Genomic DNA, 18,662 nt, shown 5'->3' with positions numbered 1-18,662 from the left:
ATGCCAGCCCTCAGGCGATGTCGAAGGCGTGGAAGCCGAACTGCCCGCGCCGGCGGTCGGCGAAGTAGTGTTCCAGCGTTTCCCGGACGGTGCGGAACGCGATCTCGTCCCAGGGGATCTGGTCTTCGGTGAACAGCCGGGCCTCGATGGTCTCGAAGCCGGGGTTGAATTGCTTGCTGAGCAGGCGGGCGCGGTAGTAGAGGTGCACCTGGCCCACGCGCGCCACGTTCATGAGCGTGAAGAGTTCGCCCAGCTCGATCTGCGCGCCGGCCTCTTCGTCGGTTTCGCGCAGCGCGCCTTCGGCCGTGGTTTCGCCCAGCTCCATGAAACCGGCGGGCAGTGTCCATTTGCCACGGCGCGGTTCGATGTTGCGCAGGCAGAGCAGCACGTATTCACCCGTCTCGCCCCACACCGGCACCGTGCCCACCACATTGAGCGGGTTTTCATAGTGGACGGTGTGGCAGACGGTGCAGATGGCGCGGGGTTTGGTGTCACCGTCGTCGGGGAGTCGGTAGGTGACGGCGGCGCCGCATTCTCTGCAGTGTTGGATGGGGCTGCGGTGCATGTCGCAAAGTGTAGGGGAAATGAAAAAGGGCCCCTTGCGGAGCCCTTCACGAGGCAGGGGTGCAAGGCACCCGGTGCCGGCGGCGGTCAGCCCTTGGCGGTCTTGCCGTGTTTGGCGATCAGCGACTTGGCGGTGTCCAGCAGTTGCTTGCCGTTGAAGCCGCGCTTGTCCATGTCCTGCATCCATTCCACTTCGACCAGGCGCGCCTTGCGCTTGAATTCCTGCGCTTCGGCTGCTGGGATGGTGTAGATGCTGTTGCCCAGCTTGACGGCCGATTCCCGGCCGGGCGCGTCGCCACCTTGCTGCACCTTGCCCAGCCAGGCCGAGGTTTCCATGCCGGAGTTCTTGTCGATGACGGCCTTGAGGTCGGCGGGCAGCGCGTTGTACTTGGCCTTGTTCATGGCCAGGATGAAGGTCGTGGTGTAGAGCGCGCCGCCCGCCGGGTCGAACTCGCTGTGGAACTTGGCCAGTTCCTGCACCTTGACGGCCGGCACCACTTCCCAGGGGATCACGCAGCCGTTGATGACGCCTTTGGAAAGCGCGTCCGGAATCTGCGGCAGCGGCATGCCCACGGGTGAGGCGCCGAGGTAGCCGAGCATCTTGGTGATCTGGCGGGTCGGGCCGCGCACCTTGGAACCCTTGAGGTCTTCGGCGGTCTTGATCTGCTTGTCGCGCATGTGGAAAATGCCGGGCCCGTGCACCTGCAGGGCAATGGGGTGCACATCCTTGAACTCGTCCTGGGCAACGGTCTGCACGTATTCCCAGTAGGCCTTGGAAGTGGCTTCGGCGTTGTTCATCATGAACGGCAGCTCGAACACTTCGATGCGCGGGAAGCGGCCGGGCGTGTTGCCCGGCAGGGTCCAGACGATGTCCACCACGCCGTCCTTGGCCTGGTCGTACAGCTGCACCGGCGAACCACCGAGCTGCATGGCCGGGTAGGCCTCGAACTTGATGCGGCCGCCCGAGTCCTTGGTGACCTTGTCCATCCAGGCCTTGTGCATGTTGAGCCACACATTGGACTGTGGCGACATGAAGGTGTGGAACTTGAGGGTGACGCTCTGCTGGGCAAAGCCGACGAGCGCCGGGGCGCCGAAGGCCACGGCCGCGCCGGACTGGAGCAGGGTTCTGCGCTGGATCATGAAATGTTCTCCTGTGTTGTAGGGGGAAATGGGGTGGCCGACGGCTGATGACCCTGTGACGGTAAACGTTTTGTTGCGCTGCGGGACAGAGGTCAAACCCGCAGCGCGGACGGTCCGCATGGGTTTTCGTGATTTAAATTTGTGAAATCAGTTCACGATGGTTGAATTGTAGGTGTTCAACCCTGCGGGTTGACCCTGGGGCCTTTTTCAGGCCACCTTGACGCTGATGCCGGTCAGGCCGTCCACCCCACCGGTCATGGTGTCGCCCTTGACCACCGCGGCCACGCCTTCGGGGGTGCCGGTGTAGATCAGGTCGCCCGGCTGCAACTCCCAGGCATTGGACAGGTGTTCGATGGTCTCGGCGATGTTCCAGATGAGTTTGCTCACGTTGCTGCGTTGCCGGTCGCTGCCGTTGACCTGCACCCAGATCGCGGCGTTGCCGATGTCGCCCGCCTCGGCCGCGGGTGTGATGGGGCCGATGGGTGCGGACTGGTCGTAGCCCTTGCCGATGCACCAGGGGCGGCCCTGCTTTTTCATCTCGGTCTGCAGGTCGCGCCGCGTCATGTCCAGGCCGACCGCGTAGCCAAAGATGTGCTTCGCTGCGTCTTCGGCACGGATGCCGCGGCCACCCTGGCCGATGGCGACCACGAGCTCGATCTCGTGGTGCAGGTTGGACGTGAGCGTGGGATAGGGAATGACCGCGGTCTTGCCGGCTTCGGCGACCACGATGGCGTCGGCCGGTTTGAGGAAGAAGAACGGCGGCTCGCGGCCGGTGAAACCCATCTCTTTGGCGTGTTCTTCGTAGTTGCGGCCCACGCAGTAGATGCGGTGGACCGGGAAGCGTTCGGCTCGGCCGACCACGGGCACGGAGACGACGGGCGGCGGGGTGAAAACGTAGCTCATGGTGGGTTCCTGGCGGCTGGCTGGCAGCGGGTGGCGTGGGTTCGGGTGCCCAGTATAGGCACCCGGTACCTGCTCAAGCCCGCTCAGTATTGCGAAGCCGGCAGGCGAAGTTCGATGCCGTCGAGTTCCGGTGTGAGCACGATCTGGCAGCTCAGCCGGCTGCCGGTTGCGCGCGGCGATGCGGTGAAGTCGAGCATGCCTTGTTCGTCATGGCCGGGCGGCGGGAGCCGGTCTGCCCAGGGGGCATCGACGATCACATGGCAGGTGGCGCAGGTGAGCGTGCCGCCGCAATCGGCTGCGATGCCGCTCACGTTCGCGGCGACGGCGGCATCCATGACGCTCTGGCCCGGTTTTCCCTGGATGTCCTGTACGGACTGGTCGGCGGCGATGAAGCGGATGTGGATCATGGGGCTCAGATTCTGCTGAAGTATTCGCGGCGGTCGAAGTCGGTCTTGTCCTTGGCGTCGGCGTGGCGGTCGATCTCTTGTTGTTTGATGCGGCAGAAATGGTGCACGACATCGGCGCCCAGCCCGGCGATGAGCGCGGTGTCGGCGCGCAGGCACCGCAATGCGTTGCCGAGGGTGTCGGGAATTTTGGGGTGATCGGCGGCGTAGGGGGTTTCGCAGGCGGGTGGTGGTTCGAGGCCGCGGGCCAGTCCGTCGAGACCGGCGTGGATCTGCGCCGCCATGTACAGGTAGGGGTTGGCCGCCGGTTCGCCGATGCGGTTCTCGATGCGGGTGGCTTGGTCGCCCGGCCCGCCGACCACACGCAACATGGCCCCGCGGTTGTCCTGGCCCCAGATTACGCTCTGGGGGGCCAGCGCGTTCGGGCGGAAGCGGCCGAAGCCGTTGACGGTGGGCGTGCACAGCGCGGTCATGCCTTTGGCGTGGGCCAGCAGGCCGGCGAGCCAGTGGGCGCCGGCGTCCGACAGCGTGTGGCGCGCGTCGGCGCGGCCGCTGCCGGGTGCGGGCGATTCGCGCACGCAGACGTTGCGGCCAGTGGCCAGGTCCACCAGCGACTGGTGCAGGTGCCAGCCGCTGGACATGATGTGGGGAAACGGCGGGCGGCACATGAAGGTGGCGTGGTAGCCGGCGCGGCGCAGCGCCTGGCGCACACCGTTGCGGAACAGCACCATCTGGTCGGCCGCGGTGAGCGCGTCGGTGGCGTCGAACACGGCTTCCACCTGGCTGGGGCCGAGTTCGATTTCCAGCGACTGCAGCGGCAGGCCCAGCGCCTGCGCCGTGTGCATCACGATGGCCAGTGGTTCATCCGCCATGTCGATCATGGCTTCGGACTGCAGGTTGTAGCCGGGGTGGATCATTTCCACGCTCGGCGGCAGACCGGGCCAGTCGGCGCGTTCGGGGTCGAGTTGCGGCGCGGTGTCGGTGATGCGGTAGATGTGGAATTCGACTTCGAGCCCGGTCTTCAGGCCATAGCCCGCCTGGGCCAGCCGCGCCAGCGCCTGCTGCAGCACGCGGCGGCTGTCCAGCGCCACCGCGGTGGCGTCCTGGAACCAGGGCTGGCAGCGCAGCCAGCCGGTGCCCGGGCTCCAGGGCAGTTCGATGAAGCTGGCCGGGTCGGGCAGCAACATGAGGTTGGCGGCGCCGGCAAACCCGGGCAGGTCGCTGGTGCCACCGGATTCGAACACCTTCCAGGCCGTGCGGTCGGCCGTGTCCTTGAGCATCATCGTGCCGACCATGCCGACGCCGTCGCGCAGGGCCTTGATGGCGGCGTGGGCCATGAGCGTTTTGCCGCGCAGCGTGCCGTGGGTGTCGCACCAGCCCAGGCGCACGCGCTCGATGCCGCTGGCTTCGATGAGCCGGGCGGTGTGTTGGCAAGCCGCCTCGCGGGCAGTGTCGTGGAGGCCGCAGCGTTCGGCGAAATGGGTCATTTCGCGTTGACCGTTTCGGTCGTGGCTTGCGCGGCGGTGTTTTTCCAGGGTGCGCCTTGGCGCTTGGCGCGCACCGCGTCTTGCCACCAGGTTGGCCAGCCCTCGGCGGGGGCGATGCCGTCCACCGTGTCGGGGCCGGTGATGTGGGCGTGTTGTGCCGGGTCGGCGATGCCGGGTGGCGTGCCGCCTTGTTCCACGGTGTCCATGGCCTGCAACAGCATCCGCCGGTTCGCCATGATGACTTTGTCTGTTGTGCCGAGATGTTCGCGTGTGCGGTCCTGGATGGCGCCCATGCTCTCGCAGGCCCACTGGTCGTGCACGTTGATGTCGTCCTCGCCCATGCCGAGGTAGGTGCGGTTCTGCTGCTCTTCGGCGTTGAAACCCCAGTTGTTGTGGCGGCCGGATTTGGGGATGTAGTCGGGCAGGGTGACGGCGTCCAGGCGCTGGTTGCGCATGGTGTCCTTGTCCACCGGTTTGTCGAAACTGGTGAAGAAGGCGAACCAGTAGTTGTGCGTGTCGTCCACCGGCACGTGCATCTGCGTGATCGTCATGGTCTCGGAGAGCGGGATCACGAAGGTCTGCGGGAACACGGCGTTTGTGATGCGCACGTGGGTGAGCGCGTCGGTCATCGGGCGCAGGGCGGTCAGTTGCAGGCCGTAGGGCTGCTGCGTGAAACTGATCTGTGGCTGGCCGAACTCGCGCATCACCTTGGTCATGGGCCAGCGTTCGCCGCCCACCTCGCCCACGCTGGCGCCGCGGAATTGTTTGCCGTAGCTGCCTTCGAGCGAGGCGTCGTTGAAGAAGCGGTGCAGGTACGAAGCGTGCGCCGGGTCGATGCCGACCTCGAAGGCCTGCAGCCAGTTGCAGTGCCAGAGGCCCTTGAACACGAAGCTGTGCGTGGCCGGCGCTTCAAAACAGTCCAGCGCGGGGAAGGGCGGCGGCGTGCTGCCTTCGGGGCCAAACCAGCCGAACAGCGCGCCGGCCTTTTCCACCAGCGGGTAACTGCGCTGCCGGATGCGGCTGCACAAGGTGCTGCCGGCGGGTTCGGCCGGGGTGTCGGTGCACTGGCCGCTCACGTCGAACTTCCAGCCGTGGAAGGGGCAGCGCAGGCCGTCGCCCTCGTTGCGGCCAAAGGCCAGGTCGGCGCCGCGGTGCGGGCAGTCGCGGTCGAGCAGGCCGAAGGCCCCCTGGGCGTTCCGGAACAGCACAAAGTCCTGCCCCAGCACGCGCACCGCCTTCACTGGGCGCACGGCCATGGCCGGGTCAAGCGCGGGGTTGAACTCGTCGAGCAGGGCCACCGGTTGCCAGTAGCGGCGCAGCAACTCGCCGCCCGGTGTGCCCGGCCCGACCTGGGTGATGCGCTGGTTCTGTTCGGCTTTCATGCGGGGGCTCCTGTGGGCTGTTCGGCGGGTGATGGTTAAACGGTATCCCGTTTCGTGGTTTCAGTGTACATTTTGCGGCATGAGCCTGCAAGAAACCGTTTTGATGCAACTGCGCGACCTGATCCTGAGCGGCGAATTCGCGCCCGGCCAGCGGCTGGCTGAGCAGCAACTGGCCGAGCGCCTGGGGGCCTCGCGCACGCCGGTGCGCGCCGCGCTGGTGACGCTGGAGCAGGAGGGGCTGGTGGAGGCCAACGACACCGGCAAGTACCTGGTGCGGCAGTTCACCGCCCGGGAAGTCACCGACGCGATCGCGGTGCGCGGTCATCTGGAAGGCATGGCGGCGAGACTGGTGGCCGAGCACGGCGTGTCGCGCCAACTGCAGGGCGATCTGCAGGCCTGTCTGGAAGAAGGCGACCGCCTGCTCGCCGACAGCCCGCTCACGATCGAGAGCTACGCCGCCTACGCGACCATGAACGACCGCTTCCACGCGCTGATCCTGGACGCCTGTGGCAACCGGGCGTTGCAGCGCGCCGTGGCGCTCAACGACAAGCTGCCGTTCGCCCCCGCCTCCGCCATGTTGCCCATGCAGGGCACGGTGGCGCTGGACCGCGACTGGATGCTCTACGCCCACCGGCAGCACCACATGCTGTTCGACGCGCTGCGCCGGGGCGAGGGCGCGCGCGCGCAGGCGCTCGGCGTGGAGCACACCGAGGTGGCGCAGATGAACATGCGGCTGGCGCTGGAGCGGCGCGCAGAGTCCGAGCGGTTCATGCCCGGAATGCGGCTCGTGGTCGGCTGAACACGGCTCCCCCCGCGCCGGCCCTGCGGGCCGTCACCCCCCAGGGGGCGATGCGAGTGGCCCGGCGAAGCCGGTTCCACCGCATCCTGGATGAAGACATTTCGCGCCGGAGGGGAAGTTGGTTCCTGGGCGCCGTTTCATGCCTCGGGGTGGCACTCTGGAGCGGTGGAAAACTGCAGCGGGAGCGCTGTGCGCTATCGCACGGGGCTTTCGGCGGTGTATCGTGCCGGGCATGAGTGCCCAACCCGAACAAGAGACCCCCGGCCATGGCAGCCTGATGCTGCGCCGCGTGGCCATCGACACCTACCGCGAGAACGTCGCCTACCTGCACCGCGATTGCGCGGTTTACCGTGCCGAGGGTTTTCAGGCCCTGTCCAAGGTCGAGGTGCGCGCCAACGGCCAGCGCATCCTGGCCACGCTCAACGTGGTGGACGACGCATCCATCGTCGGCTGCAACCAGCTCGGCGTGTCGGAAGATGCTTTCGCCCAGCTGGATGTGCCCGACGGGCACCCGGCCTCGGTGTCGCAGGCCGAGCCGGCCGAATCCATCCCAGCGCTGTTCCGCAAGATCAACGGCGAACGCCTCACGCGCGCCGATTTCCACGCCATCGTGGGCGATATCGCCCAGCACCGCTATTCCAAGATCGAGCTCACCGCTTTCGTGGTCGCGAGCAACCGCAGCGAGCTCGACCGCGAAGAGGTGTTTTTCCTCACCGAAGCCATGGTGGCCAGCGGCCGCAAGCTCGACTGGCACGAGTCGCTGGTGGTGGACAAACACTGCATCGGCGGCATTCCGGGTAACCGCACGTCCATGCTGGTGGTGCCCATCGTGGCGGCCTACGGGCTGGTGTTTCCCAAGACCTCGTCGCGCGCCATCACCTCGCCCGCGGGCACGGCCGACACCATGGAGGTGCTGGCGACGGTGGAGCTGCCGTTCGACCGCTTGACGGAAATCGTGCGCACCCATAAAGGCTGTCTGGCCTGGGGCGGTACGGCCAACCTGTCGCCGGCCGACGACGTGCTGATCTCGGTGGAGCGGCCGCTGGCGCTCGACTCGCCAGGGCAGATGGTTGCGTCCATCTTGTCCAAGAAGATCGCGGCCGGCGCCACCCACCTGGTGCTCGACATCCCCATCGGCCCCACGGCCAAGGTGCGCTCCATGCCCGAGGCGCAGCGCCTGCGCCGGTTGTTCGAGTACGTGGCGCAGCGCCTGCACCTGTCGCTGGACGTGGTGATCACCGATGGCCGCCAGCCCGTGGGGCAGGGAGTGGGCCCGGTGCTGGAGGCGCGCGACGTGATGCGGGTGCTGGAGAACCACCCCGATGCGCCCAACGACCTGCGGCAGAAATCGCTGCGCCTGGCCGGGCGCCTGATCGAATGCAGCCCCGACGTGCGCGGTGGCGACGGCTTCGGTATCGCGCGCGACATCCTCGATTCGGGTCGCGCGCTGGCGCAGATGCAGGCCATCATCGAGGCCCAGGGTTCACACGACTTTGATCACCACCACCCGGCGCTGGGCGCGCTCACGCTTGAAGTGACCGCGGCGCAGGCCGGCGTGGTGACCGGGATCGACAACCTCCAGATCGCGCAGATCGCAAGGCTGGCCGGTGCGCCCAAGGTGCAGGGCGCGGGCGTGGACCTTTGCGCCAAGCTGGGTGACGAAGTGCGCGCGGGCGATGCGCTCTACCACGTGCACGCCAGCTACCCGGCCGACCTCGAATTCGCCCGCCAGGCCTGTTTGCGCTTCAACGGTTTCAGCCTCGGGCACGCCGACCAGGTGCCCCATGTGTTTGTGGAGTTCTGATGCACCCCGACCTTTCCGCTGGCTGCCTGCTGTGTTTTGACGATGAGCAGACCATCGCCCAGGCGGTTGCCGCTGCGGTGGGCCTGACGCTGGCCGTCATCGAGCGCCACCGCTTTCCGGACGGCGAGCTGCGGCTGCGCCTGCCCGAGAGCCTGCCGCCGCGCGTGGTGTTCTGGCGCGGCCTGCACCAGCCCAATGAAAAGCTGGTCGAGATCCTGCTGGTCGCGCGCACCGCGCACCAGCTCGGCGCCTTGCACCTCACGCTGGTGGCGCCTTACCTGGCCTACATGCGGCAGGACATTGCGTTCAACCCCGGCGAAGCGGTGAGCCAGCGCGTCATCGGCCGCTTCCTGGCCGGTCTGTTTGACGCCGTGATCACGGTGGACCCGCACCTGCACCGCGTGGCGACGCTGGAAGAGGCCATACCCGTGAAAGATGCCATCGTGCTCAGCGGTGCGCCGCTGCTGGCCGACCACATCGCCACGCAGCGCCCCGACGTGCTGCTGATCGGTCCGGACGAGGAGTCGCTGCAATGGGTGGCGCAGGCCGCTGCGCGCCACGGCTGGGCGCACGGGGCGTGCCGCAAGCTGCGGCATGGCGATCGGCAGGTGGACATCGAGTTGCCCGACCTGCCGGTTGCCGGGCGTGCCGTGGTGCTGATGGACGACGTGGCCAGTTCCGGCCATACCCTTGCGCAGGCCGCGCGTTTGCTGAAAGCGGCGGGCGCGGCTTCGGTGGACGTGGCGGTCACGCACGCGCTGTTTGCCGATGGCGCGGTGCAGCTGATCCGAGAATCCGGCGTTGGCCAGATCTGGAGCACAGACTGCATACCCCACGCCAGCAACGCGGTCAGTGTCGTGCCTGCGGTGGCGGAGGCTTTGCAGCGCCTCGCCGACCGCACACACTGATCGGTTCTTGCTGCTGCGGCGGTCTTCGCTCACATTGATTGCGCTCAATCGGCTCGTGCTCCCGATGGGACAAGATGTTTCCTATGGGAGCGCAGTCTCCCGCCACACCACAGGCAGCGCAGGTTTTCCGGTTCGCTGACGGTCTTTCGTCTTGGCGTCTTGCGACGGGCTGCTGTGCATCCAGGAGACCACGGTGAGCGCGACCATTCACAAGCAAGCCGCGGTGCGGGGGCCGGCACCGAACCTGATGGACCACGCGGTCACGGCCGCGCAGTTCAGCTGGAATGACGCACGCGGCTGGCTGGACGGCCTGCCCGGCGGCGCTGGCCTGAACATCGCCTACGAAGCCGTGGACCGGCACCTGCTGCACGGCCGCGGCGACAAGGTCGCGATCCGCTGGATCGGCAAGAGCGGTGAACGCCAGGAATTCACCTACGCCGACCTGGCGGAAGCCACCAACCAGTTCGCCAACGCGCTGCACGACCTGGGCGTGATGCCCGGCGAACGGGTGTTTGTGCTGATGGGGCGCCTGCCCGAGCTGTATGTGGCGGTGTTGGGTGCGCTCAAGGCGCGCTGCGTGGTGACGCCACTGTTTTCGGCCTTTGGTCCCGAACCCATCGTCACCCGGGCCGAGATGGGCCAAGCGCGCGTGCTGGTGACGACGCCCGAGCTCTATCAGCGAAAAATCCGGGACGTGCGCGAACGCCTGCCGGGGCTGAAGCACGTGATCGTGGTCGGAGCGGCCCCGGCGGACGAACCCGGCGTGCACCCCTGGGGCGCCATCGTGTCCCCTGCGTCCACGGCGTACACCATCGGGCCCACCGATCCCGAGTCCATGGCTCTGCTGCACTTCACCAGCGGCACCACCGGCCGCCCCAAGGGTGCGGTGCACGTGCACGAAGCCGTGCTGGCGCACGTGGTGACGGGCCGCTACGCGCTGGACCTGCACGACGACGATGTGTTCTGGTGCACCGCCGACCCGGGCTGGGTCACCGGCACCAGCTACGGCATCATCGCGCCGCTGGTGTGTGGCGTGACCAACGTGGTGGTGGAAGCGGAGTTCGATCCGCAGACCTGGTACGGCGTGCTGGAGCGCGAGCGCATCACCGTCTGGTACACCGCGCCCACCGCGATTCGCATGATGATGAAGCTCGGCGCCGAGGCCTTGCAGGGTGTCGACCTCTCGGCGCTGCGATTCATGGCCAGCGTGGGCGAGCCGCTCAACCCCGAGGCCGTGGTCTGGGGCCTCAGGGCGTTCGGCCGGCCGTTCCACGACAACTGGTGGCAGACCGAAACCGGCGGCATCATGGTCTCGAACTACGCGGCCATGGACATCAAGCCGGGTTCCATGGGCAAACCCTTGCCCGGCATCACCGCCGCGGTGGTGCGCCGCGGGGCCGACGGGCATGTGGAGCCCATCGAAGCACCCGATGTGGACGGCGAGCTGGCGCTCAAGACGCCCTGGCCATCGATGATGCGCGGCTACCTGCACGAGGACGAGCGCTACCGCAAGTGTTTCGCCGACGGCTGGTACCTCACCGGCGACCTGGCGCACCGCGACGCCGACGGCTACTACTGGTTCGTCGGCCGGGCCGACGACGTCATCAAATCCGCCGGGCATTTGATCGGGCCGTTCGAGGTCGAGAGCGCGCTGATGGAGCACCCGGCGGTCGCCGAGGCGGGCGTGATCGGCATTCCCGACCCGATGGCGGGCGAGGTGGTGAAGGCCTTCGTGGCGCTCAAGCCTGGCTTCGAGGCCGGCGAGGCCCTGCGCCGAGAGCTGCTGGGCCATGCGCGCAAACGGCTGGGCGCGGCGGTGGCGCCCAAGCAGATCGAGTTCCGGGACAACCTGCCGAAGACCCGCAGCGGCAAGATCATGCGTCGCCTGCTCAAGGCGCGCGAGCTCGGCTTGCCGGAAGGCGATCTGTCCACGCTGGAGAGCGATGAAAACAAGGGTGCGCCATGACCGACAAGATTCACCTCGACCGCACACATCTCCACCACCTGTACCGCGGGATGTTGCGCATCCGGCGCTTCGAGTCGCGCTGCGTCGAGCTCTACCAGGCACAGAAGATCCGTGGCTTCCTGCACCTGTACGACGGCGAGGAGGCTGTGGCCGTGGGGGTGATGGATGCGCTGGAGCCGCGCGACGCGGTGCTGGCCACCTACCGCGAGCACGGCCATGCGCTGGCGCGCGGCGTGCCGATGGCGTCACTCATGGCCGAGATGCTGGGCAAGCTTGAAGGCTGTTGCCGCGGTCGCGGCGGCTCCATGCACCTGTTCGATCGCGAGCACCGCTTCTTCGGCGGCAACGCCATCGTCGGCGGTGGCCTGCCGCTGGCCGTGGGCATTGCCATGGCCGACAAACAGCTGCGACCGGGCGCGGTGACGGCCTGTTTCTTTGGCGAGGGCGCTGTGGCCGAAGGGGCCTTTCACGAGAGCATGAACCTGGCGGCCATCTGGAAGCTGCCGGTGCTGTTCGTGTGTGAAAACAACCTCTACGCCATGGGTGTTCCGCTGGCCGATTCGGAGTCACAGACCGAGGTGTACCGCAAGGCCGACGCCTACCGCATGGCCTCGGCGCAGGTCGATGCGATGGACCCGGTCCAGATGGCCGCCGCCGCTCGCCGGGCCGTGGAGCATGTGCGCGCCGGGCTCGGTCCGTATTTCCTGGAGTGCCGCACCTACCGCTTTCGCGCGCATTCGATGTTCGACACCCAGGCCTACCGCACGCGGGGTGAGATCGAAGACTGGCGCCAGCGCGATCCGATTGAGCGGCTGCGCCAATGGATGGAGGACAACCACCTGCTGACCGCGGACGAATCGGTGGCGATCGACACCGCGGTGACCGCCGAGATACAGGCGGCTGTGGCCTTTGCCGAGGCCGGCACACTGGAACCGCTGGACCAGCTGGAGCACTTTGTGCTGATGGACCGCGTGGTGCAGGAGACCGTGACATGAACGCCGCCGCACCGACCCGGATGACCTACCGCGAAGCCTGCCGCCAAGCGATCCGCGACGCGCTGCGGGCCGACACCCGCTGCTTCGTGATGGGCGAGGACGTGGGCAAATACGGCGGCTGCTACGCCGTGACCAAGGGGCTGCTGGAGGAATTCGGTCCCGCGCGCATCGTGGACACGCCACTGGCCGAAGTGGGTTTTGTGGGGGCGGGTGTGGGCGCCGCGCTGGCCGGGTTGCGCCCGATCGTCGAGATCATGACCTGCAACTTCAGCCTGCTCGCGCTGGACCAGATCATGAACAACGCCGCCACCATCCCGCACATGTCGGGTGGGCAGTTTGCGGTGCCGCTGGTGATCCGAATGGCCACGGGTGGCGGGCGGCAGCTGGCGGCGCAGCATTCGCACAGCCTGGAAGGCTGGTTTGCCCACATTCCCGGACTCAAGGTGCTGGTGCCCGGCACGGTGGAAGACGCACGCCACATGCTGGCCGCCGCGCTGGCCGATCCCAACCCGGTGCTGATCTTCGAACACATCGTGCTCTACAACGCCGAGGGCGATCTGGACCCGGCGGTCACCGCGGTCGACATCGAGCACGCACGCGTGCGCCGTGCGGGCAAGGACGTCAGTCTGGTGACCTATGGCAACAGCCTGCCCAAATGCCTGGCCGCGGCGCAGCAGCTGGCGGGCGAGGGCATCGAGGCCGAGGTCATCGACCTGCGGGTCTTGCGCCCGCTGGACACCGCCACCGTGATGGAATCACTCTCTCGCACGCACCGCTGCGTGATCGTGGACGAGGGCTGGAAGAGCGGGTCCATCTCGGCCGAAATCGCTGCCCGGCTGGCCGAAGACGCGCTCTACGAACTCGACGCGCCGGTCCGACGTGTCTGCTCCCGCGAGGTGCCGGTGCCCTACGCCGAACACATGGAGACGGCCAGCCTGCCGCAGGTGTCCGACATCGTGGCCACGGTGCGCAGCCTGGTGAAATCGGGGCTGGGTGCATGACCGACTTTCTGATGCCCGCGCTGGGTGCTGACATGGAAACCGGCACGGTGGTGCAGTGGCTTGTCGAGCCGGGTGCCCGCGTGAAGCCGGGCGATGTGGTCGCCGTGGTGGAAACGCACAAAGGCGCGATCGATGTGGAGTGTTTTCTCGACGGTGTGATTGGCGATCTGGCGCCGGTGGGTGAACGCTTGCCGGTGGGTGCGGTGCTGGCGCGGGTGATGGAGGCGGGCGGGAAGCCTGCAGCATCGGTCAAGGCCTCGGAGCCCACGGTCTCAGCGGTTGCGCAGCCCGTCTCCGCGCCGCTGGGGAGCGATTCCGCAGGCTCCCGGGCCGCGCAGTCCACACCCGTCAATCCGCGCCGCAAGGTCAGTCCTGCAGCCCGTCAGCGGGCGCTGCAGGTTGGCCTGGACCCCGATGTGCTGGCGGGCACGGGAGCCGACGGCGCGGTGGTGCTGGGCGATGTGGAGCGTGCTGCGCGGCCGCCCCGGTCGGTTGCGGCCCCCGCAGCAGCGGCACCGGCCGCGCCCAGGGGGGGCTTCGACCCGGTGCAGATGCGCCAGGCCATCGCGTCGGCCATGGCGCGATCCAAGCGCGAGATCCCGCACTACTACCTGAGCAGCACGATCGATTTCGGTGCGGCACAAGCCTGGCTGCAGGCATGGAACCGCGACCGCGACCCGGTGCACCGCCTGCTGCCGGCGGTGTTGCTGCTCAAGGCCACGGCACTCGCGCTGCGCGAGGTGCCGCAGTTCAACGGATTCTGTGAAGGCGGTGTCTTTCGGCCCGGCGCCGGGATTCACGTCGGATGGGCCACCGCCCTGCGTGGTGGCGGCCTGGTGGCGCCCGCCATCCACGGCGCCGATGGTCGATCGCCCGCCGAGTTGATGGAAGCCATGCGCGATCTGGTGCAGCGCGCCCGAGCTGGCGGTCTGCGCAGTTCGGAACTGACCGATCCCACCGTCACCGTGACCAGCCTGGGCGACCGCGGTGCTGAAAGTGTGCTGGGCGTGATCTACCCACCGCAGGTCGCCATCATCGGGTTTGGCCGGGTGGTGGAGCGGCCCTGGGTGGTGGACGGGCAGATCGTCGCCCGCGGGCTGGTGAACCTGAGCCTGGCTGCCGATCACCGCACCAGCGATGGCCATCTCGGCGGCCAGCTGCTGGCGGCCATCCAGCAACACCTGCAATCGCCCGAAACGCTGTGAGGAACCCCCAGTGATGAACCCGATCGACATCCGACAACTCGCGACCGATGTGCTGGCCGGCATCGCCCCCGAGGCCGACCTGAGTACCGTTGGCGACCACGAGGACCTGCGCGAGGCACTGGACCTCGACTCGATGGACTTCCTCAACTTCATCATCGGCCTGAGCCAGGGCAGTGGCGTGCCGATTCCCGAAAGTGACTACCCGAGGCTGTTCACGTTGCAAGGGCTGGTGGCGTATCTGGCCCGGTAGCGCGTCGCAGCAGCGGGGTGCCGGACCGGCGCAGCCTGGCTTCGAGGGCGCGCTGCATCGCCAGTGGGGACATCCTCGTCCCCACCATGGGTGTACCACTGGCCATTTGCGTGCGGACCGCCGAGAGGCATACAGTGAATCCGGTAGCTCTGCGGAGGTGCGATGAATACAGCTCATGCCATGGATCCCCGGGCCGCCTGGGGTGACCGCATCAGCCGCATCCGGGGCTGGTGGGTGTGGGCTGCGTTGTTGTGGGCCTTCGCAGTGACCGGTGTGCGGGCCGAGCCGGTGATGGTCCTGACGGTGCAGGGGACCATCGGCCCCGCCAGCGCAGATTACGCGATCCGTGGTCTGCAACGTGCCCAGCAGCAGGGTGCGCCGCTGGTGGTGCTGGAACTGGACACACCCGGCGGGCTCGACACCTCCATGCGCCAGATCATCCAGGCCATCCTGGCCTCACCCGTTCCGGTCGCCACCTACGTGACGCCTCAGGGTGCCCGCGCCGCCAGCGCCGGCACCTACATCCTGTACGCCAGCCACATCGCCGCCATGGCCCCGGCCACAACGCTGGGGGCCGCCACGCCCGTGGCCATCGGCATGCCGGGCGCACCGCAGGCGCCTCGTGAACGACCCGATCCCACCCCGGCGCCCAAGGGCACACCGGGAACGCCAGCGCCCGCATCGCCCGCCGACGCCATGACCGCCAAGCAGGTCAACGACGCGGCCGCCTACATCCGGGGCTTGGCGCTGCAACACGGGCGCAACGCGGCGTGGGCCGAACGCGCGGTGCGCGAGGCCGCGAGCCTGGCCGCGACCGAAGCCCTGAGCGAGAAGGTCATCGACGTGGTGGCCAGCGACGTGCCAGACCTGCTCGCGCAGATTCACGGGCGCACCGTGCGCATGGCCAGCGGCGAGCTGCGCCTGCAGACGCGCGGCCTGACCACCGTGGCGCAACCGCCCGACTGGCGCCACCGACTGCTGGGCGTGGTCGCCAACCCGAGCCTGGCGCTGATCCTGCTGATGATCGGGGTCTACGGCCTGATGTTCGAGTTTTCGTCACCCGGCTTCGGCCTGCCCGGCACCGTGGGCGCGCTCTGTCTGCTGCTGGCGATGTTTGCGCTGCAGTTGTTGCCGGTGAACTACGCGGCGCTCGCGCTGATCCTGCTGGGCTTTGCACTGCTGGCGGCCGAACTGCTTTCGCCCTCGTTTGGCGTGCTCGGTGTGGGTGGTGTCGTGGCGTTCATCGCTGGCGGACTGCTGCTGTTTGACCGCGATGTACCCGGTCTGGGTGTGCCGCTGCCGTTGATCTTCGGCATCGCCGTCACGGCCGCGGCCGCGGTGCTGCTGGGCGGCGGCATGGCGCTGCGGGCGCGCCGCGCGCCGGTGGTCAGCGGCGGTGAGGACATGGTCGGTGCCCTGGGCGAGGTGGTCCAGGTGCAGGACGGCCGGATCTGGGCCGAGGTGCGTGGTGAGCGCTGGCAGGTGCGCTCCGACACCGCGCTGCGGCCCGGGCAGCGCGTGCGCGTGGAGGCCCTGCACGACCTGATGCTGCAGGTGCGGCCCGAAGCCGCCGCACCACCCCCATCTCCCAACCCAGTGCATGGAGGCACCCACGATGTTTGATGTCAACCTGGGACTGGGCACGATCCTCGTGCCCGTCGTGCTGATCCTGCTGGCGTCGTCGTTCCGCATCCTGCGCGAGTACGAGCGCGGCGTGGTGTTCCAGCTGGGCCGGTTCTGGAAGATCAAGGGCCCCGGCCTGGTGATCGTGGTGCCGGGCCTTCAGCAGATGGTGCGGGTCGATCTGCGCGTGGTGACCATGGACGTGCCGCCGCAGGACGTGATCTCGCGCGACAACGTGTCGGTCAAGGTCAACGCGGTGGTGTTCTTCCGCGTGGTGGCGCCCGACAAGGCCATCATCCAGGTGGAAAACTACCTCATGGCCACCAGCCAGCTCGCGCAGACCACGCTGCGTGTGGTGCTGGGCAAACACGAGCTCGACGAAATGCTGGCCGAGCGCGAGCGGCTCAACCTCGATGTGCAGCAGATCCTGGACGCGCAGACCGATGCCTGGGGTATCAAGGTGACCAATGTCGAGATCAAGCACATCGACCTGAACGAGTCCATGGTGCGCGCCATCGCGCGCCAGGCCGAAGCCGAACGCGAGCGGCGTGCCAAGGTGATCCACGCCGAAGGCGAGAAGCAGGCCGCCGTGTCCCTGCTCGAAGCCGCTCAAATGCTGTCGCAGCAGCCCGAGGCCATGCAGCTGCGTTACCTGCAGACCATGACCCAGGTGGCCGGTGACCGCGCCTCGACCATCGTGTTCCCCCTGCCGATGGACCTGCTCGGCCGCATGCTGGACACCTCCCGGAAGCCTGATTCGCGGGGTTGACCCAGGGCAGGGAGCCAGGCTCCCAGGCAGTCGCGGGGGTGGCGCTTCTGTGAACACACCCTAAGCGCGCCAGCGCACCGACTGGCGCCAATGGCCTGTCTAAGCTGCACCGGGACGGAAGCCCCAAGCCACCAGGCCGAATTTCCGCTCAAACGTGGCGATGGCCTGATCTGCCGACGCTCAAAGTCTGTGTCAGAGGGCTGATCAACTCTGCAGGGCTGCTCTTCAAGTGAGGGTGGTCCTCGTAAGCCACCAAGGAACCATCATGCATTCAATCAAAATCATCGCCGTCGCCGCGACCACACTGGCGCTCACCGCCTGTTTCTCGCTGCCTGCAGGCCCGACCGGTGCCACCGGCGCCACGGGCGCGACCGGCGCCACGGGGACCACCGGCTACACCGGCGCCACAGGTGGCACGGGTGCCACAGGGGCCAAGGGCACCACGGGTTACACCGGTGCAACGGGTGGCACGGGCGCCACCGGTGACACGGGAGCGACCGGCTACACCGGGGCCACAGGTGCCACCGGCTACACCGGTGCAACGGGTGGTACCGGCGCCACGGGCGCCACGGGCTATACCGGTGCGACCGGCGCCACCGGCAGCACCGGTGCCCGTGGAGCCACAACCCAGGGCGACACGCTGGTCATCGTCCCGGCGCGCTGAACAGCCGGGTAACACTGCGCTGAGAGCCTGAGAGCCTGAGAGCCTGAGAGGAAGCCTCTCAGGCTCTCAGCCGTTGCGAAGCCCGCCTGCCCAATGGGGGCGACTTCGCACGACCGGACAACACCAGCCGGGCGGTTTATCCTTGGCTTCCATGAAGCTCTACAACTATTTCCGTTCCTCGGCCTCGTTCCGCGTGCGCATCGCGCTGGCGATCAAGGGGCTGCCTTACGAATACCTGCCGGTGCACCTGGCCAAGGGTGAACACCGGCAAGCGGCTTATGGTGATATCGCGGCCGATGGCCTGGTGCCCGTGCTGGAACTGGACGACGGCACGCGCTTGTCGCAGTCCATGGCGATCATCGAGTACCTGGACGAGATCCATCCCGAGCCCGCCCTGGTACCTCGCGACGCGCTGGCACGTGCCCGTGTGCGGGCTTTGGCGCAATCGATCGCCTGCGAGATCCATCCCATCAACAACCTGCGCGTGCTCAAGTACCTCTCGGGCACCCTGAAGCTGGACGAAGACACCAGGAACACCTGGTACCGCCACTGGGTGCGCAGCGGACTGGAGGCCTTTGAACGGCAGCTGGACCAACAGCCGGCTTCGCGCTTCTGTTACGGCGACACGCCCACGCTGGCCGATTGTTGTCTGGTGCCGCAGATCTTCAACGGGCAACGTTTCAACACCCCGTTCGACGGCTTGCCACGCACCATGGCCGCGTTCGACGCCTGCATGGCGTTGCCTGCTTTCCAGCAGGCCCAGCCTTCCGCCTGTCCGGACTTCGAAGCCTGATGCCC

At 67.7% G+C, this 18,662-nt stretch carries 18 protein-coding genes; 12 read left to right on the top strand and 6 right to left on the bottom strand.

What is annotated here, in order from left to right; genetic code table 11:
• Window positions 1-10 precede the first annotated feature (10 nt).
• The 6 genes from ACN5W5_RS18170 to ACN5W5_RS18145 form a co-directional block, all read right to left on the bottom strand.
• A complete protein-coding gene (locus tag ACN5W5_RS18170) occupies window positions 11-565 on the bottom strand; it encodes an NUDIX hydrolase (protein WP_177133782.1) in 555 nt (184 codons plus the stop codon).
• Window positions 566-651: 86 nt separating this feature from the next.
• On the bottom strand, window positions 652-1,704 hold the full coding sequence (locus tag ACN5W5_RS18165; RefSeq protein ID WP_420049877.1) for a TRAP transporter substrate-binding protein: 1,053 nt from the start codon (window positions 1,702-1,704) through the stop codon (window positions 652-654).
• A gap of 207 nt (window positions 1,705-1,911) precedes the next feature.
• Entirely contained in the window at window positions 1,912-2,607 is a 696-nt protein-coding gene (locus tag ACN5W5_RS18160) for a fumarylacetoacetate hydrolase family protein (protein ID WP_420049876.1), read from the bottom strand.
• A gap of 83 nt (window positions 2,608-2,690) precedes the next feature.
• On the bottom strand, window positions 2,691-3,014 hold the full coding sequence (locus tag ACN5W5_RS18155) for a 2Fe-2S iron-sulfur cluster-binding protein (protein ID WP_420049875.1): 324 nt from the start codon (window positions 3,012-3,014) through the stop codon (window positions 2,691-2,693).
• Window positions 3,015-3,019: 5 nt separating this feature from the next.
• Window positions 3,020-4,498: a glutamine synthetase family protein gene (locus tag ACN5W5_RS18150; protein WP_420049874.1), complete on the bottom strand. Its 1,479-nt coding sequence runs from the start codon at window positions 4,496-4,498 to the stop codon at window positions 3,020-3,022.
• Window positions 4,495-5,880, bottom strand: coding sequence for a Rieske 2Fe-2S domain-containing protein (locus ACN5W5_RS18145; protein ID WP_420049873.1), 1,386 nt, complete (start codon window positions 5,878-5,880; stop codon window positions 4,495-4,497). The genes ACN5W5_RS18150 and ACN5W5_RS18145 overlap by 4 nt, the downstream gene beginning before the upstream one ends.
• 79 nt (window positions 5,881-5,959) lie before the next feature.
• Here ACN5W5_RS18145 and ACN5W5_RS18140 point away from each other — a divergent pair, with 79 nt between their 5' ends.
• From ACN5W5_RS18140 to maiA, 12 genes are all read left to right on the top strand, one after another.
• A complete protein-coding gene (locus tag ACN5W5_RS18140) occupies window positions 5,960-6,679 on the top strand; it encodes a GntR family transcriptional regulator (protein ID WP_420049872.1) in 720 nt (239 codons plus the stop codon).
• 232 nt (window positions 6,680-6,911) lie between these two features.
• Window positions 6,912-8,483, top strand: a complete 1,572-nt coding sequence (locus ACN5W5_RS18135; RefSeq protein ID WP_420049871.1) for a thymidine phosphorylase family protein — start codon at window positions 6,912-6,914, stop codon at window positions 8,481-8,483.
• Window positions 8,483-9,391 carry a ribose-phosphate diphosphokinase gene (locus ACN5W5_RS18130; RefSeq protein WP_420049870.1) on the top strand — a complete coding sequence of 303 codons (909 nt, stop codon included), beginning with the start codon at window positions 8,483-8,485 and terminating at the stop codon, window positions 9,389-9,391. Before ACN5W5_RS18135 ends, ACN5W5_RS18130 begins: the two co-directional genes overlap by 1 nt.
• A gap of 193 nt (window positions 9,392-9,584) precedes the next feature.
• Window positions 9,585-11,357: an acetate--CoA ligase gene (acsA, locus tag ACN5W5_RS18125; RefSeq protein ID WP_420049869.1), complete on the top strand. Its 1,773-nt coding sequence runs from the start codon at window positions 9,585-9,587 to the stop codon at window positions 11,355-11,357.
• Window positions 11,354-12,352 (top strand): pyruvate dehydrogenase (acetyl-transferring) E1 component subunit alpha, encoded by a 999-nt coding sequence (pdhA, locus tag ACN5W5_RS18120; RefSeq protein ID WP_420049868.1) that lies wholly within the window; start codon window positions 11,354-11,356, stop codon window positions 12,350-12,352. Before acsA ends, pdhA begins: the two co-directional genes overlap by 4 nt.
• Complete coding sequence (locus tag ACN5W5_RS18115; protein WP_420049867.1) at window positions 12,349-13,353, top strand: alpha-ketoacid dehydrogenase subunit beta; 1,005 nt, start codon at window positions 12,349-12,351, stop codon at window positions 13,351-13,353. Before pdhA ends, ACN5W5_RS18115 begins: the two co-directional genes overlap by 4 nt.
• Window positions 13,350-14,558 carry a dihydrolipoamide acetyltransferase family protein gene (locus ACN5W5_RS18110; RefSeq protein WP_420049866.1) on the top strand — a complete coding sequence of 403 codons (1,209 nt, stop codon included), beginning with the start codon at window positions 13,350-13,352 and terminating at the stop codon, window positions 14,556-14,558. Before ACN5W5_RS18115 ends, ACN5W5_RS18110 begins: the two co-directional genes overlap by 4 nt.
• Before the next feature lie 13 nt (window positions 14,559-14,571).
• Entirely contained in the window at window positions 14,572-14,808 is a 237-nt protein-coding gene (locus tag ACN5W5_RS18105; protein WP_420049865.1) for an acyl carrier protein, read from the top strand.
• Between the two features lie 162 nt (window positions 14,809-14,970).
• Window positions 14,971-16,431: an NfeD family protein gene (locus ACN5W5_RS18100; protein WP_420049864.1), complete on the top strand. Its 1,461-nt coding sequence runs from the start codon at window positions 14,971-14,973 to the stop codon at window positions 16,429-16,431.
• Window positions 16,424-17,200, top strand: a complete 777-nt coding sequence (locus ACN5W5_RS18095) for a slipin family protein (RefSeq protein ID WP_420049863.1) — start codon at window positions 16,424-16,426, stop codon at window positions 17,198-17,200. The genes ACN5W5_RS18100 and ACN5W5_RS18095 overlap by 8 nt, the downstream gene beginning before the upstream one ends.
• A 265-nt stretch (window positions 17,201-17,465) precedes the next feature.
• Window positions 17,466-17,864, top strand: a complete 399-nt coding sequence (locus ACN5W5_RS18090) for a collagen-like protein (protein ID WP_420049862.1) — start codon at window positions 17,466-17,468, stop codon at window positions 17,862-17,864.
• 151 nt (window positions 17,865-18,015) lie between these two features.
• The gene (maiA, locus tag ACN5W5_RS18085) at window positions 18,016-18,657 is read left to right on the top strand and encodes a maleylacetoacetate isomerase (RefSeq protein ID WP_420049861.1); all 642 of its coding nucleotides are present in this window, start codon (window positions 18,016-18,018) and stop codon (window positions 18,655-18,657) included.
• Window positions 18,658-18,662 lie beyond the last annotated feature (5 nt).

It is taken from the genome of Hydrogenophaga sp. ZJX-1, assembly GCF_048590325.1.
In the GTDB taxonomy this organism is placed as follows: Bacteria; Pseudomonadota; Gammaproteobacteria; order Burkholderiales; family Burkholderiaceae_C; genus Hydrogenophaga.
This window is presented reverse-complemented; position numbering and strand designations above follow the sequence as displayed.